13 protein-coding genes are annotated in these 20,156 nt (G+C 43.8%); 7 read left to right on the top strand and 6 right to left on the bottom strand.

The features are described from left to right. Positions 1 to 117: 117 nt before the first annotated feature. The 4 genes from FE810_RS03770 to soxR all read left to right on the top strand — a co-directional run bounded on the left by FE810_RS03770 (position 118) and on the right by soxR (position 3,611). Positions 118 to 1,479 carry a peptidoglycan DD-metalloendopeptidase family protein gene (locus FE810_RS03770; RefSeq protein ID WP_138318709.1) on the top strand — a complete coding sequence of 454 codons (1,362 nt, stop codon included), beginning with the start codon at positions 118 to 120 and terminating at the stop codon, positions 1,477 to 1,479. After that, positions 1,451 to 2,614, top strand: a complete 1,164-nt coding sequence (locus FE810_RS03765) for an anhydro-N-acetylmuramic acid kinase (RefSeq protein WP_138318708.1) — start codon at positions 1,451 to 1,453, stop codon at positions 2,612 to 2,614. Before FE810_RS03770 ends, FE810_RS03765 begins: the two co-directional genes overlap by 29 nt. Positions 2,615 to 2,780: 166 nt before the next feature. Continuing rightward, positions 2,781 to 2,972 carry a hypothetical protein gene (locus FE810_RS03760; RefSeq protein ID WP_138318707.1) on the top strand — a complete coding sequence of 64 codons (192 nt, stop codon included), beginning with the start codon at positions 2,781 to 2,783 and terminating at the stop codon, positions 2,970 to 2,972. A gap of 165 nt (positions 2,973 to 3,137) precedes the next feature. After that, on the top strand, positions 3,138 to 3,611 hold the full coding sequence (soxR, locus tag FE810_RS03755; RefSeq protein ID WP_138318706.1) for a redox-sensitive transcriptional activator SoxR: 474 nt from the start codon (positions 3,138 to 3,140) through the stop codon (positions 3,609 to 3,611). Between the two features lie 3 nt (positions 3,612 to 3,614). On the opposite strand, the gene cls is transcribed toward soxR, so the two are convergent. From cls to FE810_RS03720, 6 genes are all read right to left on the bottom strand, one after another. After that, on the bottom strand, positions 3,615 to 5,033 hold the full coding sequence (cls, locus tag FE810_RS03750; protein ID WP_212744469.1) for a cardiolipin synthase: 1,419 nt from the start codon (positions 5,031 to 5,033) through the stop codon (positions 3,615 to 3,617). A gap of 356 nt (positions 5,034 to 5,389) precedes the next feature. Beyond that, positions 5,390 to 6,019: a single-stranded DNA-binding protein gene (gene ssb, locus FE810_RS03740; RefSeq protein WP_138318704.1), complete on the bottom strand. Its 630-nt coding sequence runs from the start codon at positions 6,017 to 6,019 to the stop codon at positions 5,390 to 5,392. Positions 6,020 to 6,389: 370 nt separating this feature from the next. Continuing rightward, complete coding sequence (locus FE810_RS03735) at positions 6,390 to 9,605, bottom strand: amidohydrolase family protein (RefSeq protein ID WP_138318703.1); 3,216 nt, start codon at positions 9,603 to 9,605, stop codon at positions 6,390 to 6,392. A 250-nt stretch (positions 9,606 to 9,855) separates the two neighbouring features. Next, positions 9,856 to 10,473, bottom strand: coding sequence for a flavin prenyltransferase UbiX (locus FE810_RS03730; protein WP_212744468.1), 618 nt, complete (start codon positions 10,471 to 10,473; stop codon positions 9,856 to 9,858). A 20-nt stretch (positions 10,474 to 10,493) separates the two neighbouring features. Then, positions 10,494 to 11,852 (bottom strand): UDP-N-acetylmuramate:L-alanyl-gamma-D-glutamyl-meso-diaminopimelate ligase, encoded by a 1,359-nt coding sequence (gene mpl, locus FE810_RS03725; RefSeq protein WP_138318702.1) that lies wholly within the window; start codon positions 11,850 to 11,852, stop codon positions 10,494 to 10,496. 197 nt (positions 11,853 to 12,049) lie between these two features. Beyond that, positions 12,050 to 14,461, bottom strand: a complete 2,412-nt coding sequence (locus FE810_RS03720) for a zinc-dependent metalloprotease (protein WP_138318701.1) — start codon at positions 14,459 to 14,461, stop codon at positions 12,050 to 12,052. A gap of 198 nt (positions 14,462 to 14,659) precedes the next feature. On the opposite strand from FE810_RS03720, the gene FE810_RS03715 reads away from it, so the two are divergent. The 3 genes from FE810_RS03715 (at position 14,660) to FE810_RS03705 (ending at position 19,220) form a co-directional block, all read left to right on the top strand. Beyond that, positions 14,660 to 15,634 carry a class 1 fructose-bisphosphatase gene (locus tag FE810_RS03715; protein WP_138318700.1) on the top strand — a complete coding sequence of 325 codons (975 nt, stop codon included), beginning with the start codon at positions 14,660 to 14,662 and terminating at the stop codon, positions 15,632 to 15,634. 166 nt (positions 15,635 to 15,800) lie between these two features. Beyond that, positions 15,801 to 18,305 (top strand): AAA family ATPase, encoded by a 2,505-nt coding sequence (locus FE810_RS03710; protein ID WP_138318699.1) that lies wholly within the window; start codon positions 15,801 to 15,803, stop codon positions 18,303 to 18,305. 6 nt (positions 18,306 to 18,311) lie between these two features. Continuing rightward, positions 18,312 to 19,220: a mechanosensitive ion channel family protein gene (locus tag FE810_RS03705; protein WP_212744467.1), complete on the top strand. Its 909-nt coding sequence runs from the start codon at positions 18,312 to 18,314 to the stop codon at positions 19,218 to 19,220. Positions 19,221 to 20,156 lie beyond the last annotated feature (936 nt).

The raw sequence follows: 20,156 nt of genomic DNA, 5'->3' as shown, positions 1-20,156 counted from the left end.
CAATTGAAATCTAATTAATCAGTATTGGTTACAATTCTACTGTATATTTTCAGGCAATTTAAGTGTAAAAGTTATGTGGATTTTGCTTTTTTTGTTATAGTTTAAAATGATACACCTATGAAAATTCCAATAAATAGCGTTAATACATTGAATAATATAATCAATCTATATTCACAACTTCCCAGAAAACATCAAATGTTAATCATTTGTTGCAGTATTTTTATGCTATTTCTGCTGGTTTTACCGTCTAATCCTGGCCAAGAGCATAAAGTTGCCGGTTTACCATCGGTAGAAGTTGGAAAGAAAAACAAACTTGAACTCACCAACCTAGCTGCTGAAACGATAAAAGCCGAAGCAAACGCTAGTGATAATGCCGTGAATTGGCAAACCGTCAACGTGAAAAGCGGCGACTCATTAGGTAAGATTCTTTCTGGTTTGGGTTTCCCTGCAAAAACGACTCATCAAATCGCCAATACCGAGGGCGCAGATATTCTCAAACGCCTGAAAGTTGGTGATGAATTACAAATCGCCAGCAACGAGCAGCAAAAGTTAGTCGCTCTTTCGTATGCGGTATCTCCCGTTAAAACCTTGCAGCTAAGCAAAAGCGAGTCCGGTTTTGAAGTCGCATTTGATGAAAAGCAGGTCGAACGACGAATTTCCTACGCGCAAGCAACAATTAAATCGAATTTCTGGAATGCCGCGCTTGGTGCGGGCATGACCAATGCACAAATTATGAACCTGGCCAACATTTTCGGCTGGGATATCGATTTCGCACTAGACATTCGCGCCGGCGATAATTTTAGTGTGATGTATGAGAATGAATACATTGACGGTGAATTTGTCGGTCATGGGGCGATTTTAGCCGCTGAGTTTGAAAACCATGGCGAGATGTTTCAGGCCGTTCGTTTCAAAGATGGTGAATATTACACGCCGAGTGGCAAAAGTATGCGCAAATCGTTCCTGCGTGCACCGGTTAGCTTTAATTACATCAGTTCTAATTTCAAACCTAAGCGTTACCACCCGATCTTAAAACGTTACAAAGCTCATAATGGTGTAGATTATCGAGCGCCAACGGGAACACCGGTAAAAGCGGCTGGTAGTGGACGTGTTATTGCATCAACTTACAATAAGTACAATGGTAACTATGTATTTATTCAACATGCAAATAGCATAGTCACAAAATATCTGCACTTTTCAAAGCGTGCCGTTAAAAAAGGGCAACGCGTCAAGCAAGGTCAGGTTATCGGTTATGTCGGATCAACCGGTCTATCGCAAGCACCGCATCTGCATTATGAATTTTTGCTTAATGGCGTGCATCGCAATCCACGTACAGTGAAATTACCGGAAGCTCTGCCAATCAATAAGCAATACAAGGAAGAGTTTACCGCTTCTGCAACGCAATTATTAACTGAATTGCAGGGTTCAAAACGCACATTATTGGCCGCTACGGATGTCAGCCAACAAGAAATCGCAGAGTAATCTTAACAATTCAAGCCTGTATATTGGCTTAATGTCTGGAACCAGTGCCGACGGAATCGATTTGGCACTGGTCGATTTTGCCGGTGTTCAACCGCAGTTAATCGCCAGTCACTTCACTCCTTATTCCCACAGTATTCGAGATGAAATTACCGGATTATATGTACCTGGCCACAATGAAATTGATCGAGCCGGTTTTTTAGATAAAAAACTGGCTGTGTGCTTCAGTGGTGCGATAGAAGATTTTCTTGCACAGCAACAATTGCATCACCTGGATATCCGGGCCATTGGCAACCACGGACAAACCATTCGCCACCGTCCCATCGGTAAAAATGTATTTACTCAGCAAATTGGCTGCAGCCAGACTCTGGCTTGCCGGACTGGCATTCGGGTCATTGGTCAGTTCCGACAAAAAGACATGGCGCTTGGTGGCCAGGGCGCACCGTTAGTCCCTGCTTATCATCAAGCAATTTTTCAGCAAGCAGGAACGGATGTTTGTATCGTCAATATTGGCGGCATTAGCAATATTTCGTTTCTTCCTGGCGATCTCAAACAGCAAATCTGTGGTTTTGATATTGGTCCGGGTAATGCATTGTTAGACGACTGGTATCGCCACCACCACCCGCGTTGTACCGCTGGCATCGATATGGATGGTCAGTGGGCCGGCAGTGGCTCAGTAGAGCCTGATTTATTGGCATTGTTCAAACGCGATCCTTATTTTTCCCTGCCTTTTCCAAAAAGTACCGGTCGAGAATATTTTCATATGGACTGGCTTAATACCCATATCCGCGCTTTTGAGAAATCCAATCGTAAAATGGCCCCTGAAAACGTGCAAGCGACATTATTAGCCTTAACTAGCGATACCATTGCGCAGACAATTACAGCACTATCCCAATGCTGTGAAGTGATCGTATGTGGTGGCGGAGCCAATAATGGACTGTTGATGAACTCGCTTAAAAACAACCTCGCTGGGCATACCGTTATTCGCTCAACGGATAAAGGGGTCGATAATGATAGCCTTGAAGCCGTAGTGTTTGCCTGGCTTGCCCGTCAATTTGATCTAAACTTACCATCCAACCTCCCCTGCGTAACCGGCGCATCAAGAGCCTGTTCACTCGGCATCGAATTTTTGCCTTAAGTCTGTCAAGAGATCACTTGACGAGAACTAGCTCTGGCGAAAACCAACGCCGGCGATCATTAAATTTGGAAATAGTCGGAACTTTTGCCTCAAAGATAAGTCATAACTCTTGTTGCTGGCATTAAGCTAGCCCCGATCTATCACTTTCACTTAAAACGGAGGAAGTATGGATTTTGACAAGATTCGTATAGGAATGATCTGCGGTAGTCGAAAGGGAAGCGGCACGGTAACTTGGGTTGATGGTGCAACTCAAATGGTTTATTTAACTGACTTACAGGACAATCGAAGTTTCGAAGTGGGCCTTGAAGAACTACTCGATGACCCACAAATTCATAATCACGACGATTATTATTATTAATGCCGTTTAAGGCAAAACAATTCAAGTTTCTCCCTCTCACGCCAGAGTCGCTGTTTATGACTCTGGCGTGTTTTTACTACTCCTTTGACTCTTAGTTAATTTATTCATTTAGCTACTCTTTTGTGTTGGTCCGGGTTTGCAAATCACGTTTATCCCGTTACTCTAATGGCATCATTTTTTGTGAGCGCCAAACCATTGCCAGAACAAGAACTCGCCGTCGGTGAATTATCGCAACGTACCGGGGTTGCTATTTCAACTCTGCACTTTTATGAAAAAAAGGGACTTATTAAATCCTTTCGAAATTCGAGTAATCACAGGCGTTATCCAAGAGACGTGATCCGAGTGATATCCGTGATAAAAATTGCCCAGTCCGCAGGGATCTCCCTGTTCGAGATCAAACAGCAATTCGCTCGACTCACTAATCAGAAAAAGGTCACTATTGATGACTGGAAACAGTTGTCCGCAGCGTGGCACGATACGCTCAATAACAGAATAAACACTTTGACTGCATTGCGGGATAATATTGATGGGTGCATCGGCTGTGGTTGCCTTTCAATGAGCAGATGTCAGCTCGTTAATCCAGAGGATATTGCCGCGCAGCAAGGGCCTGGTCCACATATTGACAATGATACAGACTGATCGTTAAAGAACCGGAGACATTAATCGGCTGGCATTAACCGCGAATTTAAACCAGATGGATTTATTCGCATAATCATCTTTTTGCATTTTGATGCTCTGCCCAAAACCACTTTCAAACATAGCTTCAACATCATTAGCAAATTCATCACCGCCAATTAACGCAGTGATTTCAAAGTTGAGCCGAAAGGAGCGATTGTCAAAATTTGCGGTTCCGATGGCGGACAAACTGTTATCGATGAGCAGCACCTTTTCATGCGTAAACCCTGTCTGATAGCGATAAAATTCAACACCGCTGGCAACCAATTCATCAAAAAAGCTATAGGCGGCAAAATAGGTAGGCAGGCTATCTGGCACTTGAGGAATGATGACGCGTACATCAATCCCACGCAACCTTGCCAATTGCAACGCGAGAATAACACTCTCATCGGGCACGAAATATGGGGTCGAAATCCAGACGCGGGATTTGGCACTGTTAACAATGTGAGTAAACATCAACAATGCAGTATCCATATCATCAGCCGGACCCGTTGGAATGATGAGCACTGGCTGGTCGTCCTTATGGTCTACCTCTACTTGCCAGCTGAGTTCAGGGAAGTAGTCCGCTGCCCAGCGAAAATCTTCCAGAAATGACACCTGTGCTGCCAGCGCTGCAGCCCCGGAAATCTTTACATGGGTATCTCGCCATGGACCAATCTTATCGTCTTTCCCTAAATATTCATCGCCAACATTGTGGCCTCCTATCCAAGCAGTTTGACCATCAACGACCACAACCTTCCGGTGATTACGAAAGTTAACCTGAAACCAGTTATGAATCCCCTTACGCGTATTAAACGGATGCACCACCACGCCTGCCGCTTGCAGTTCGCTAATATATGATTTACCGATCCCGACCGATCCGAGCTCGTCATAAAGAAAGAACACCTTTACACCAGCGTTCGCTTTTGCCTTTAATTTGTCCTTTAAACGATTGCCTAAACCGTCCGGTCTGACGATATAAAATTGCACCAGAACATACTTCTCAGCACTATCAATGCCGGCAAATATCGAAGCAAATGTTGCTTCACCATCAATCAGAAGTTCACAGCGATTACCCGTTACCAAAGGCACCCGAGCCATTAATTCTGCTGCGTGTATACTCGGATTCCTTTGTTCTTGGGGGAGTATGAAAGATTGGATATTGGCGATTAGATTTGCCGGCACGTCATCAAAATCTTCCAATACTCGTTTTCGGGCAAGGACATAGCCTTCAAATTTTCGGCGGCCAAACACCCAATAAGCAGGTACGGCGATAAATGGGAAAGAAATCAGCGAAAGTGCCCAGGCAATGGCGCCTTGGGAAGTACGATTATATATGACAGCATGGAATGCAGAGACGATACCCAACACATAAAGAACCGATAATATAATACCGAAGATGATCAAGGTTTAGGCCGAACCCTTTTTAAGAACTCCCAAATCAGGATTGATGAAAAACCACCGATAACACCGGAGACATAATCCGGGAGAGAGAAGCCAAATACACTGCGCACCAACAGCCCAATTAAAAAACTTACGACAAGCATTACCGCAAGGGTAATTAAACAGCGTTTCCACAAAGGTAGTGCGATTGGAGTTGAGGCGTTATTTGCGTTCGACATAATTATTCTCGACTAATAATAATGACTTAGTTTAGTCGTCGAAACTCAAATCCCGCAAATTATCGCGCCAAAATAGACCAATAAAAAACCCTGCCAATGCAGGGTTTTAAAAATCATATTTTTATGATGCCGATTTACGATCTAAAACGGAATATCATCATCAAAGTCCATCACTGGCTCTTGCGGGTTTACCTTAGGCGCGGCCTGTTGGTTATTTTGCTGAAAACCGCCTTGTTGGTTTTGTTGAAAACCACCACTTTGTGAAGACTGAGGTGCCGCTGGTGCAGGTTGTTGGCTAAAACCACCTTGGTTTTGCTGATAACCACCTTGTTGCATGCTTGGCTGTGAACCTGATTGAGGCGCGGATTGCTGGTTAAAACCACCTTGCGCTTGGTTTTGACTGAAGCCACCGCCAGCACCCTGGCCTGCGCCACGTGCATCTAGCATTTGCATTTCATTGGCACGAATTTCTGTCGTGTATTGATCCTGGCCCTGCTGGTTCTGCCATTTACGAGTTTGTAAGCGACCTTCAACATAAACCTTTGAGCCTTTTTTCAGGTACTCACCGGCAATTTCTGCCAGACGGTTATTAAATACTACGCGATGCCATTCGGTGATTTCTTTTTGCTCACCGCTTTGCTTATCTTTCCAGCTTTCAGACGTTGCAATGGTGACATTACACACTGCACCACCACTTGGAAAGAAACGAACTTCAGGGTCTTGCCCTAAATTACCAACAATAATTACTTTATTTACACCACGACTGGCCATGAAAAAAATCCTGTATTCTTATACCAATGTTTATCCAATAGAGATGTAATCGATTAACAAAGATTATCTACGGATACGTGTTGGCATTAATCTATAAACTTATGATAATAACTCGTCGTTTAGGAGTGTGAACGAGCTACATTCGCTGTGTCCTTCAAAGCAAAACACAAAGTCAAAACCTCGAAGAAGAGGATCAGTTTATCACTCGATGGCGAGATTCTAAAGCAAAAATATTGACCATTTAAGCGGTATTTTTATGTTGTTATTTTCTATCCGATTTTCAATCTCAACTGGCATCAATATTCGTTGCATAGAAAATAAAAAGCCACGTTAGACGTGGCTTTTTCGAATAGGGCCTGGCTATCTTTGTTTATTGTTCAAAATAGAAAGGCTGGCGCTCATTATCATAGTTGCCAATCTCATTCATGCTATTGGCATCATACAAGCGACCATTGATCATCACCTGCTCGACTTTATCGGACTGACGAATATCTTGAGTCACATCACCATCGACGACGATAATATCCGCAAGTTTCCCTTCTTTTAGAGAACCGAGTTGCTTATCAAGGCCTAAATGCTTCGCCGGATCTATGGTCGCCGTGCGGATCGCTTCAACTGGTGTCATCCCACCTTGGGCCATCATCCACATTTCCCAATGTGCCCCCAGGCCCTCACGCTGACCATGGGCGCCAATGCCGACAAGTACGCCCATATCCTGCATTTCTTTGGCAACTTCGGCCACGCGAATATGATTGTAATGATGTTCTGGTGCTGTAGTGCGGCGCATCGAGCGCGGCGCCAGAACATCCATAGGGACATATTTACTCAGTAGTGGGTGCTTCCAAACTTGGGTTTTATCATACCAGTAGTGCTCACCAGAGATGCCACCATAGGCTACCACTAAAGTAGGTACATATGCGGTGTCTGACGCTTTCCAGAACTGACGAATGTCGTTATAGATTTTCGCCGTAGAAATAGAGTGCTCTAATGATGTGTGTCCATCGGCGACCATACTCAGGTTATGTTGTAATAATGAACCACCTTCAGGCACAACCATTACGCCAAGTTCGCGACCTGCCTGAATGATTTGCTGACGCTGATTACGACGTGGTTGGTTGTATGATTTTACGCTAAATGCGCCAACAGATTTCAATCGTTCAACCTGAAAACGCGCATCATCGAGACTATCAACATGGGATGTATAACCCGCAGCGGACGCACCGTATAAAATACTACCGGTAGAGAAAATGCGTGGTGCAACAATCTTACCGGTTTTTTGTAATTCACTGGCTGCGAAAATTTCGGTCGTGTCATTCGATGGATCGTGAATCGTAGTAACACCTAATGCCAACGTTGCGTAGTTTTTCCAGTTTTGTTGAGGAATGATCTCATTGCTACCTTGCGGTCCATGGGCATGGGCATCAACTAAGCCTGGCATTACTGTTTTACCGGAAGTATCGATAACTTTGGCGGATTTAGGGATCGAAACCTGATCTTTGCTACCGACGGCTTTGATATGATTTCCGTCGACCAAAACCACACCATCGGTGATCACTTCATCACCTTCCATAGTCACAACTTTACCGCCGACAAAGGCAACCATACCGGTTGGTACATCGGCCTTTTTGTCAAAGCCAATACTGGTTACTTTCGGCTCTTTTACTTCCGCTTTATCCTGACCAATATCAAACATACCAGCTAACGATGCTTGATAAAGATCTGGCCCAAGACTCCAGTAGATTTCATCACTATTGCCATTAAAACTAATGTTTTCGCCGGCACGAGCAGAAAGCTTGTGAACCGGAACATTCTTGGCAGAAGGACCAATATTGATCACATCACCACGTTCAACCAATGGCGTTACAAATACTTTAAAGCGTTCTGCAAACGCCAAGTACTGTCCATCTGGGGAAACGCGGAATTCAGTGGCATATTTGCCCATATATAACGCTTTTTCATTTTTACCATCGAGATCGATGCGCGCCAATTCAGGCATCTCGCCATAACGCTGCACATAAATACGATCATTGCGATCGGCAAATTGCGGCTGGCTACCATTGTCAGTAATTAGTGTTGCCTCACCACCTTTGGCGGAAACCTTATAAATACCTGGCTCTAAGCTATGTACGGCAGGGGTGATATAACCACCTTTGGCTTTACGATACACAACTGTTTTACCGTCCGGTGAAAATACCGGCTCGATATATTTACCGGGCTCATCCAAAACATACTTACCACGACCGCTGCGCGCGGATACAACACGAATGTTACCTTGTTTTTGATCATTCCAGGTTGCAAATACAATTTGCTTGCCATCACGGGAAAAACTCGGGTTTAATTCAAAATGCGTCGTCTGTTTTGTTAAACGCTTCGGCTTTCCATCCGGTAAAGAGCGCACATAAACATGGCCAAGTGCTTCAAATACTACCTTACTGCCATCCGGTGAAATTTCCACATCACGCAGCATTTTTACATCGATGTTATCGATATCGATATCTTGTTCAAATCGTACAGTTTCCTGCATCTGTTTTTCAGTTTTTACATGAAAATCAATGACGCTGGCTTGCTTGTTGTCAATATCAAGTTTATTGATTTTACCGCCGGCCCAGAAAATGATTTCGTCATTATCTGGGGTCCATGCCATCGTAGGATAAACCCCATGAATGGCCCAGGTTTCTTGCATGTCACGATCAAGTTTGTCATAAACCGCGGTTTTTTCGCCGGTTTCTAAATCATAAATAAACAAAGTACTTTGGAAATCGACGCGACTGATATACGCAAGCTTCTTGCCATCCGGAGAAGGAGTCGGACGGATCGCCCCACCACGACCCGACAAAATCACTTCGATTTCACCGGTTTCACGATCTAGGCGTTTAATTTTGTAAATGCCCTTTTCACTGTCTTTCGAATAATGGAACGTTTTACCTGGCGTCGCATCCTGTGAAAAATAGACATAACGACCATCCGGTGAAAACGCAGGCTCACCTAAATCTTTTTGTTGATTTGGGCGTTTCGTTAGCATCATGCCGCTACCACCCGTTTTGTGGTACATCCACACTTCACCTGCACCTAATGAGCGCGAGCCAGTGAAATGTTTACGACCGAGTAAATAGTTCCCATCAGGACTCCAGGCAGGAGAATTAATCAGGCGAAAAGTTTCATTGGTTACGGCAACTGGATTTGAACCATCTGCTTCCATTACCCATAGGTTATCACCGCCGCCCTGATCGGAAGTAAAGGCAATGTATTTACCATCTGGAGAAAACCTTGGTTGCATCTGCCAGGCAATGTCAGTCATTAATGCTTTTGCTTCACCACCGCTAACTGGCATGGTGTAAATGTCACCGAGCAGATCAAACACCAAAGTTTTGCCATCGGGACTGATATCAACATTCATCCAGGTGCCTTCGGTAACGTCGATGGCAACGGTTTTAAATTCACCCATTGGCTCATTGACTGACCATTCAGTCTTGGCTTTTTCGGATGGTTGTGCAGCTTTTTCTACTTCAAACGCATTGCTTTGTGAAGCAAACAAAAGAGAAAGACTCGCCGCAATCAGCGATGGCTTTAATCTTTGATATGACATAACGCCTACCTTGTTGTTTTGATGAAAGGAGTATTTTCGTTATGGCAATAAACCATAAAGCGTATTGGGAGTAAAGAAAGGGAAATACTTTAAGTCGATATTTGAGACAGAATTAGATTATTTATCGACAGGATGCAACAGTGAAACCTAGCTTACTGACGATTCCAGTATGGCTGAGCAATCACGATAACAGTCACTTCAGCCATCACAAACACCATGAATAGATCAATTCATGGTTTAAATGGGCAAGCTAATTGGAATAACCCCAACGTGGCATAATGTCCTGCTCAATACCAATATGGTCCAACATTCTCCCTACCATAAAATCGATTAAATCTTCGATAGACTGAGGATTGTGATAAAAACCTGGCGCCGCTGGCATTATGGTAACGCCCATTTGTGACAGGCTATGCATATTAGCCAAGTGGATCGTGGAAAATGGCGTTTCTCTTGGCACCAGAATTAACTGACCACGTTCTTTGATCACCACATCTGCGGCTCGTTCAATCAGATTATCGCTCATGCCCTGGCTAATTGCGGCAAGGGTTCCCGTACTGCAGGGGCAAACAATCATTTGTTTTGGCGCAGCAGAACCGGACGCCACGGGAGAGAACCACTGATCTTTACCAAACACCTGAATTTGTTGGTCTTTGCAACCAAATTTCTCGGTTAAGAATTGACTCGCCTTGTCTGGATTTCCCGGTAACTTAACGCCGATTTCAGTATCAAACACCACACGCGCAGCGGAAGACACCAGCACATAAACCTGATAGTTTGCGTGTAGCAAGCATTCCAGCAACCGCATTGCATAAGCACTGCCTGAAGCGCCAGTAATTGCCAATGTTATCTTGCCATTAAAATCAGCCAAGTGAAGTTCCTTGATAAAATTTAATCCGTAAGCTTATTCAAAAGCTTAGTATGAAAGCCTGCAAACCCGCCATTACTCATCACCACAATATGATCGCCAGGTTGCGCATAATTGACGACCGAGTTTAATAATTCTTCAATCGAATGATGAGCGCTGGCACGTTTGTCGATTTGTTGGCACACATCCGAAACAGACCAATCAAAGGCTGAATCTTCAAAAATAAACACTCGATCAGCATCATGAAATGCCTGAGCCAGGGTGTCTTTATGAACACCGGCTTTCATTGTATTTGATCTTGGTTCAAGCACCGCGATTAAACGATTGCTACCGATATGGCTGCGCATCGCACTTAAGGTTTTGCTAATTGCAGTAGGGTGATGAGCAAAATCATCATAGACATGAATATCTTTCGGTGTTCCCAAAAGCTCCTGTCGTCTTTTGGTATTCACAAAAGAAGCCAGAGCCTCACAGGAAACGGTGACCGGCACACCCGCATGACGGGCCGCACCAATTGCCATCAACGCATTATCGACATTAAAATCACCCAGCAAATCCCAATGCACCTCGCCTTGTTTTTCACCGTTAAAAAGCACTTCAAAGGCACTGCCATCACGATGAATATTATTGGCTTGCCAGGCTTTTGCTGTGCGACTAAATTCCGTCGGTGTCCACAGACCCAATGCCAGCATCTCATCAATATAAGTTTCTTGTGCTGGTGCCAGAATTAAGCCATTCCCTGGAACCATACGCACCAAATGATGAAACTGGCGTTGAATATCGCTAATGGAATCAAAAATATCGGCATGATCAAATTCCAGGTTATTGATCACTAATGTGCGTGGGCGGTAATGCACAAATTTAGAACGTTTATCAAAAAACGCAGTATCGTACTCATCCGCTTCAATGACAAAAAAAGGCGAGTTGCCTAATCGTGCGGATTGCTGAAAATTTTGCGGAACGCCGCCGATTAAAAATCCCGGCGTCAGCTTAGCGTACTCTAAAATCCAGGCCAACATACTACTGGTCGTTGTTTTGCCATGAGTCCCGGAAACTGCCAGAACCCAACGCTGCTGCAACACATTATCCTGCAGCCATTGTGGGCCGGAGGTATAAGGGATATTGCGCTCAAGCACGTATTCAACCATCGGATTGCCACGGGACATGGCATTACCAACAATCACCAAATCCGGCTCGTCGGCAAAATGTTCCGGTAGGTAACCGGATTTCAATTCGATCCCCAATTCTTGCAATTGGGTACTCATTGGTGGATAAACGTTGGCATCTGAACCAGAAACCCGATATCCCAATTCTTTAGCGATGGCTGCGATACCTCCCATAAAGGTACCACACACCCCCAAAATATGAATATGCTTACTCATTAACGCGACGCCTTTATACAAATTGCGACAGAAGATGCTGATCGAGCGAACTTTAACATCGTATATTTAGGACACCCTAATACACTGCATGGATTCGATCTGTCGTGAGAGAAAATGAGAAATCTATCTGCAAATCTCGCACATTCTAAATGCCCTTAAAGCATTTAGAATCGAGCATGAACCTGTCGTAATTGCGATTAATTATTTCCGATTGGCGATCCCGGTGGCAATTTTACTTTTGCCTCTGGGCTTATCACCTTACCTTGCTGCAGACTATACGCGATCTGACCTGCAAGCAAGTGATACTGGCTGGCTAATTTGTCATTACCAACACGGTTGGCATTGATATTTAGCCACTCCTGAAGCTCTACCAGATGTTGATGTACATCGGCACGAACTTCTGCGACCAGTTCTGCGTCATGGTAAAGGCTGAATAAGTTATCCAAGGTTTGCTGATTAACTCGTTGCTGAACAACAAATTCCATTCCCGAGGCAGGGCCAGACTTGATTGTCTTTGTCGTCAACTGATTCAATAGATCCGATACCGCTGGAATCGCATTATTGCGGGCATGGTGTTGTTGCAGACGCGCAAGTCGCTGCGGTTCTAGCATCAAACTAATGGTATGTTTAGCACTCGCCTGAGCAGCCGAAACCGGATCGAATGCAAGACCCGTTTTACTCGGAAAGCTTTCGCGATCTCGATAGTAACCGTAGGCTTTCGGCGGGATCAGCGATAAAATTGACTCAGGCAGTGTCAAAAATTGACTGTCTAAGGTCAATAACAATGCGTGAATTGCTTGTTTCTGTTTGCTTGCGTCGACGAGTTTAACCGGTGAATTGTCTTCCCCTTTAATGGCGTATTGATAATCCAGGCCAGCAATAAGTTTTACCGCAGCTTCCACCTGATAACGGTGGAAATTGTATATCGGCACCAATGCATTTTCTAACTCTGAAAAAGGCGTACCGGCTGGGATCGTATCTGCGCCAAATCTCTCCAAAGCCTTATTACGAACTTTATTTACGCGAGCTAATTCCTCGATAGGATCGGCACCGTTATCCCAAAGGTGTCCATGAGCATCCGCACCAGATCTTGGCCTTGCATCGGGATCTGACATATATTTCAGGCCCTTAGCTTTCGCTGAACGAATGAGATCTGTCAACGATTTTTGCTCATTTTTGAAAATACCATAAGCATAGGCGATAACGTGTTTATCCCAGGCACCAACACCTACGTCATAGGCTTCAGACAAATCGACATTGCCATTTTCATCGAGTTGAATGTACGGGTGTGGGTAATCCATAACCGAAGCTCGATTATTGACACTGGCAGAAAAATTATGGGCGATACCGAGCGTATGCCCCACTTCATGGGCAGATAGCTGGCGAATACGTGCTAATGCCATCTCTTTCATCGGTGAAGTATCCGCTTGCTGTTTGCCATCAAATGGCGATGTAAGACCTAATGCAATCAGGTAGTCCTGTCTAACGCGCAAAGATCCCAAGGTCACGTGCCCTTTTAAAATTTCACCGGTGCGAGGGTCAATCACTGACGCACCATAAGACCAGCCTCGAGTAGCACGATGAACCCATTGAATCACGTTATATCTGACATCCATAGGGTCGGCATCTGCAGGCAACATTTTCACCTGAAAGGCATCGATGAATCCTAATGCTTCGTATGCGTCATTCCACCATAGCGCGCCTTCGATTAGCGCACTCTTAACCGGTTCTGGTACACCAGGATCGAGATAATAGATAATCGGCTCAACCGCTTCGCTGCGTTTTGCTTCTGGATTTTTCTTTTCCAATCGATGGCGAGGGATCAAACGTTTCACTAAATTGTCTTCGATTGCACTAGCGTAATCGGCGTATTCGACCGACCACATTCCAGAGAATGGATGAAACGTTCTGGTTTGGTAATTATTGTCTGGCAATCGGATCATTGAATGATGCAAGTTAACCGACACGGCATTGGCATCGGGTGTCACCGATTTTAAATAAGCCCCAGTGCCCTGCCCTTTAAATGTGACTATGGCTTCCAGCTCGGTATTATCGACAAACGCTTTACTACGTTCCTGATACACAGCGCTGCGGCTTTTATCAACAGCAAAACTGCCTTGTTTTCGACGTTTTAAGCTATCGGCCAATCCGTGAATATCTGACATTAAAAAATCTGTGTAATCGATAATCACTCGATTTTTATCCGATTCGACAATGCTAAACCCTTGAATAATAGAGCTCGCAAAAGCCTCATTAACCGCCTGACGTTCCATTACGTTATCACTGTCTGCGCGATAATACGTATTCAGTTGGCGTAGCAACACTTTGTCACCGCGTTTTTCAAACTGAACCAAACGTGTATCGCCTAGCTGACCGCGATCCAGCCCGATGTCATTCGAGCCTATACCATGGGGCAGACTGCTTTGAAACAGAAATGGCTGGTCAAATTCACTGATCTGCAAGTAAACTTTGCCTGAACTTTCATCGAGATAAAACGGAATAAAGCCAGTGAACAATTGCTTATCTTTCGCAAATTCGCTTAAAGATTGAGCATGGACTTGCAAGCTAAACGCAAGCATAAGAAATGTAAGGTATTTATAGAAGCGCATCGTCGACCTTTAGAATTGTTATTTCGTGTCCAATATAACCTAAATCTTGACTCACAGCGAACTTAAAACCATTGATTTTGAATCCCCATGTAAGTTTTGCCATGGACTAAATTAGTCCAATTACGAATAGTGATTTGCAATGAACTTTTGTACAATAAACACTCCCTTACAAGATAACCATAAAAACTAGGCAAAATTATGCAACGTCTCGCTCCAGCTCTACGTCAAGATAATGTTCCTCTTGATTTAATCTCCTTAATCAAAACGATTCTAGCGGCAACCAAAGAAATTTCTTTCCGTGTTGGCCAAGGTCATTTAAGCGAAGTGATGGGCTCGACTTTGGATGAAAATATTCAAGGCGAAGTGCAAAAGCAATTGGACGTTGTGGCAAACCAATTACTTAAAGATATCTTGCTTGAATCCGGTTTTGTAAAAGCCATTTCCTCTGAAGAAGAAGATACGTCCGTTGCAGGACAGGAAAAAGGTAAATATATCGTTTCCTTTGATCCTCTCGATGGTAGCTCGAACATTGAAATCAATTCTCTGATTGGTACCATTTTTTCGATTATGGAAGCTCCAGAAGGTATGGCCGCAAATGACCCAGATATTTTCAAGCAACCTGGACATCAACAAGTTTGCGCCGGCTATGTGCTTTACGGGCCAAGTACGACACTCGCCATGACCACGGGTGCAGGAACGCATTTTTATACCCTGGATAAAACACACGGCAGTTACATGCTGACGGAACGAAATGTGCAAGTACCAAAAGACACCTCTGAGTTTGCCGTTAATATGTCGAATCAACGATTTTGGCTAGCCCCGATGGCTGCCTATATTAATGATTTAGTTGCCGGTTCAGATGGCCCGAGACAGCGAAATTTCAATATGCGCTGGAACGGTGCTATGGTTGGTGATGTGCATCGTGTGCTAACCCGCGGTGGCTTTTTTACGTATCCAACAGACACCAAAAGTCCGGCTCAACCCAATAAATTGCGGTTAATGTATGAAGCGAACCCAATGAGCTTTCTAATTGAACAGGCCGGCGGATTAAGTGTCACCAGCCAAGGCCGAATTATGGACATTGAACCCGATGACATCCATCAACGGGTCGAGGTTATTTTAGGTTCTCAACATGAAGTTGAGCAATGCTTAAGTTATTACGCCAACAAGTAACCTAATTTAGAAACGCTTTAAAACCGGCAATCGCCGGTTTTTTTTCGCCTTGTATTTACATTCTTTCTCGCAAAAACGTCAGCCTGAACCATACTAATAGATTGTCAATTCATCACCGTATAAGACTTTTTATTTTAATGATGTCAACTGGTTAAGGTTTTTTGAGATGCAAGGTCAACCGCACAATAAAACTGTCTTTGTTGCCATTAGCATGGCGCTGTTATTAGTAACCTTCCTTTCCCCTTGTGTCAGTGCCGCCCCGCCCATACCTGATGCTCTCTATAATGATGTATATGTTGAACAGGAAAGTCAGGAACCGCCAGTTTCCCAACAACAGGAAGCGGAAGATCAAGTACAAAAACCTGACAGCATTTTACCAGAACCTGATAGTGTCGCTAATGTCGAGGATAATCCGCAAGGCCAACTGGAGCAATTTGAAACAGAATTTGCCGAACTGAAAGATAAAATAGACAATTTAACCCGAAGTCCCAATGACTATAAGGAGTTTTATTTTCGACTAAGACCCGTTATTGAAGAAAAAGTCGCACTATTTGAAAAAGATTTACTCTCAGAAAAAACAGATTTGAGCCTGTTTGCGCAAATAAACAACGACGAGTACTTTCAGCATTTATTCGCTCAAGCGATTGAAGTAAAAAACCTATTTTATCTTCGCGAAAAAATATTCAATGAAGCCCCGCCAGAATTTGTCGCGCTACACACCAGCACCAAACTCGATGGTATTAAGGAAGCCAAACTAGAAGCCAGTTATATAAAGCTGGAACTGATAATTATCGCCAAAGCAACTTACGACCGCTTTAAGGAAATACCCAAGCGATTTGAACTGGCTCCTTTAGGCATAATTACTACGATTTTAAAAATGCTTCTGGCGATATTTGTTTTTTACATGTGGCGTTCATGGTCTAAGGATGGCTTTCCCAATTGGCGAAAACGCATTCTAGATAAAAAGCCGGTTAGCAGTATCAAGCGTAAATATGCGCGCTTTATCTGGTATGTCGATAAAACTCGCAGCCCTTTAGAATGGCTAATTTTTATTAACATTATTTTGGCCTTTTTAGACGTACTGCAAATCCCTATCTCAAAAGCAACCATATCTACCGTTGCGTTTTGGGCGTGTATCACCATATTCATTTTCAAACTCTTAGAGAAAATGATCGAACGGGGAAAACAAGGGTTATTGAAAGGCATTAGTAAGCCGCAATCCCGCTCGATTAAATTGTTAATCTGGTGGTTTGGCCTATTTATGATGATGGACTCTTTATTGAGTCTTTATATCGGTGAGGTGACCATCTTCGCATGGCTTTCAAGGCTGTTTCTGCTGCTCTTTATTCCTGTATATCTATATTTAATTAGCAAATGGCGAAAGGATGCGTTCCAGGTTGTAGGACAGGAGAGGGATGCGCCTGAATGGATAAAACGCGTACATAGCAATCAAACCGGTTTAAAGGGCTTCATCAGCGCCAATATTTGTGTGCTCTACTCAATATACATGGGCACCATACATATCTTTTTACAGATAATATCCAAAGCCGAAACCGGTCGGCGATTTACAACGGAAATATACCGGAAAAAATTCATCAGCGATAATCAGGAAGGGATCGATAAACACAGTCATTTGCCTGATATAGCCGAGTCATTAAAGGAAAAACTGATATCCGGAGATGGCGATGAAATTAAAAGTGTCCATGCCAAACATATAGAACTTGTGAAAAGGATGATGGATAGCGGCGACTTGAGTCATGTCTCCGTAGTCGGGGAAAGAGGCATTGGAAAAACATTCTTTCTGAATTCTTTAAGCAAAATCACCCCGAATCATTTGCAGCTAAACTGCAAACCCAGCTTTAAAAATCTCCTTTGCGACCTTGCTCAGCAGCTTGATGTACCCATTAACCAATCAATGATGAAACACGTTCGAAACGCCATAATCGAAAGAGACATTCGCCTTATCCTGATCGACAATTGTCATTTGCTACTATCTCCCAGGGCAAACGGGCAAAAACAAATTCGAAGACTATGCTCATGGGTCAATAACCTGTCGGGACAATGTTTATGCGTACTTACCTTCAACAGTAGTTCCTGGCCTCTCGTCAAAGCATTGGGACTAGAGCCAGAACATAACACAACTGCCATTAAATTGAGCCCATGGAAACAAAGTGAAATTGAAACATTACTTGATCAACGAACAGCTCAGAATAAAGTTGTCCCAGATTTTTCGCAGTTAATCATTCCTCGGCAACTCGCAGACAATGAAGGTGAGGAACCCGAAAATCAGAAAAAGAGTGGCGTATACCGAGTCATTTGGGGCTATGCCGATGGGAATCCAGCGATTAGTTGTCGGTTACTGTCGGATTCTTTAGCGCAGGATAAAGACAAAATTATCGTTAGATTACCGGATTATCCGGATACAACGTTGATGGAGGGATACGAAATCACTACCTTATTATTATTAAGGGTCATTTGCCAGTTCGGGGCAATCTCATTGAAGGAGATTAAGGGCAACCTCGGTTATCGCAACTTTGCACTAAAAAGCGCATTAGCGAGATGTCAGGCGAATGGGATGATTGGTTTTCATGACAATAAGTACTCAATAAGCTGGCTTTGGTATCGTTCCGTATCACGATATCTGTCACGTCAAAATTTATTAATTCGGTAGAAGTCCATGCAGAATATTCATAGATTACTTAGTACGTTAATGATTTTGTTAATTGCCAATCCAGCTTACAGTGAAGAGGCTTCTCAAGAACTTCAGGTTATTACGACCCTCGCAGATGTCATCCGACCCGCAGGCCTTTTCTTTTCATTGATTATTATTATCGTCGTTTGGATTTTACTCAATGTAATCAAAAAAATTGTTACAGAGTTAACAGACGTATTTGCTGAACGGCGCTTACTGTTTCAAAAAGTTCTGCTATTTGTTCAATTTATTATCTACTTTGCCACCTTCGCCACAGTCATATTACTGAGTTTCGACATTAGTAAAGAGCTGCTGGCAATTATGGGCGGTACGCTCGCTGTAGCCATCGGCTTTGCGATGAAAGATCTGGCAGCATCGATTGTTGCCGGCATTACCATTATGTTTGACCGCCCCTTTCAGGTTGGTGACCGAGTAAGGTTTGGCGGAGAATATGGTGATGTCATCAATATCGGTTTGCGTTCCGTAAAACTGCAAACCCTAAACGACGATGTCGTAACCATTCCAAATAACGTGTTCCTTAGTGATATCACCGCCTCTGGTAATTACGGTGAACTGGACATGCAAATTCAGATAGAGTTTTTTGTCGACCCTTATCAGGACCTTATTAAAGCAGAAAGAATCATTAGGGAAAACGCAGCATTAAGTAAATTTGTTTATCTAAACAAGCCGATAGTCGTTAATATTTCTCAGGTTTTAAATCACAATTTTGTTGTATATCAGTTAGTTCTCAAGCTCTACGTACTCGATACCCGCTATGAAAAAAACCTACAAACCGATATTACCTTGAGAGTCAAAGAGCAATTTGAATTGCATGGCATTAAGCTGCCAAGTATTGAACTTAGCGGCGATCCACGCGAGTCCGCGGTGTTATAAGTACAGTAACCATTCTGACAAATGATTCGAGGGTGGAGGCTTCGCGGGTGGATAAAACCTTAGTCTCGGCAGGTTTTTAGGTGACGACTGCGTAGGTGGATAAAACCTTAGTTCCGACAGGTTTTTAGGTGACGACTGCGTCATCTTCACACTCAACTCCGTCATCCTCACGAAAGTGGGGATCTGCTTTTGCTTTAGATCCCCAGTAGTGTCTGGGAATGACGGCAAGGGTAGTCACCCTAAGAGAACTTTAGTTCGATTTGTCACCAGAAGCAGGCTTGTTTGCTGCGGCTGTCCCCCTAACACAGCGTTTTTAGCTGTGTTTGTCACCTTTAGAGCTTTAGCTCGCACTTTGTTCCGTCATCCTCACGAAAGTGGGGATCTGCTTTTGCTTTAGATTCCCAGTAGTGTCTGGGAATGACGGCAAGGGTAGTCACCCTAAGAGAACTTTAGTTCGATTTGTCACCAGAAGCAGGCTTGTTTGCTGCGGCTGTCACCCTAACACAGCGTTTTTAGCTGTGTTTGTCACCTTTAGAGCTTTAGCTTGCACTTTGTTCCGTCATCCTCACGAAAGTGGGGATCTGCTTTGCTTTAGATCCCCAGTAGTGTCTGGGAATGACGGTACTGGTTAATGATTTGCTGCAGGGAGTATTTTCTCCATCTGCGCTAGCTTCCCTCAAACGCAAAAAGCCCGCTCAAATGAGCGGGCTTTTCTTAAATTGGAAGCCTAGCGATTCTGTACAAGGACGTACTAATGCCGACAGGTTCATGGATGAACGTTGTATGTCGGCGACCTACGGTAGGTCGAGCTAGGCTGAAATGTAAAAAAGCCCTTAGCGTTAACTAAGGGCTTTCTTGGAATGGAAGCCTAGCGATGACCTACTCTCACATGGGAACTCCCACACTACCATCGGCGCAATTGCGTTTCACTTCTGA

It is taken from the genome of Thalassotalea litorea, from assembly GCF_005843925.1.
Lineage (GTDB): Bacteria > Pseudomonadota > Gammaproteobacteria > Enterobacterales > Alteromonadaceae > Thalassotalea_A > Thalassotalea_A litorea_A.
This window is presented reverse-complemented; position numbering and strand designations above follow the sequence as displayed.

Excerpts from the sequence above, each read along its gene's own strand:
- FE810_RS03765 (WP_138318708.1), top strand. The coding sequence starts at position 1,451 with ATGTCAGCCAACAAGAAATCGCAGAGTAATCTTAACAATTCAAGCCTG.
- FE810_RS03715 (WP_138318700.1), top strand. The coding sequence starts at position 14,660 with ATGCAACGTCTCGCTCCAGCTCTACGTCAAGATAATGTTCCTCTTGAT.
- FE810_RS03735 (WP_138318703.1), bottom strand. The coding sequence starts at position 9,605 with ATGTCATATCAAAGATTAAAGCCATCGCTGATTGCGGCGAGTCTTTCT.
- FE810_RS03705 (WP_212744467.1), top strand. The coding sequence starts at position 18,312 with ATGCAGAATATTCATAGATTACTTAGTACGTTAATGATTTTGTTAATT.
- FE810_RS03760 (WP_138318707.1), top strand. The coding sequence starts at position 2,781 with ATGGATTTTGACAAGATTCGTATAGGAATGATCTGCGGTAGTCGAAAG.
- soxR (WP_138318706.1), top strand. The coding sequence starts at position 3,138 with ATGGCATCATTTTTTGTGAGCGCCAAACCATTGCCAGAACAAGAACTC.
- FE810_RS03710 (WP_138318699.1), top strand. The coding sequence starts at position 15,801 with ATGCAAGGTCAACCGCACAATAAAACTGTCTTTGTTGCCATTAGCATG.
- mpl (WP_138318702.1), bottom strand. The coding sequence starts at position 11,852 with ATGAGTAAGCATATTCATATTTTGGGGGTGTGTGGTACCTTTATGGGA.
- FE810_RS03720 (WP_138318701.1), bottom strand. The coding sequence starts at position 14,461 with ATGCGCTTCTATAAATACCTTACATTTCTTATGCTTGCGTTTAGCTTG.
- FE810_RS03770 (WP_138318709.1), top strand. The coding sequence starts at position 118 with ATGAAAATTCCAATAAATAGCGTTAATACATTGAATAATATAATCAAT.
- ssb (WP_138318704.1), bottom strand. The coding sequence starts at position 6,019 with ATGGCCAGTCGTGGTGTAAATAAAGTAATTATTGTTGGTAATTTAGGG.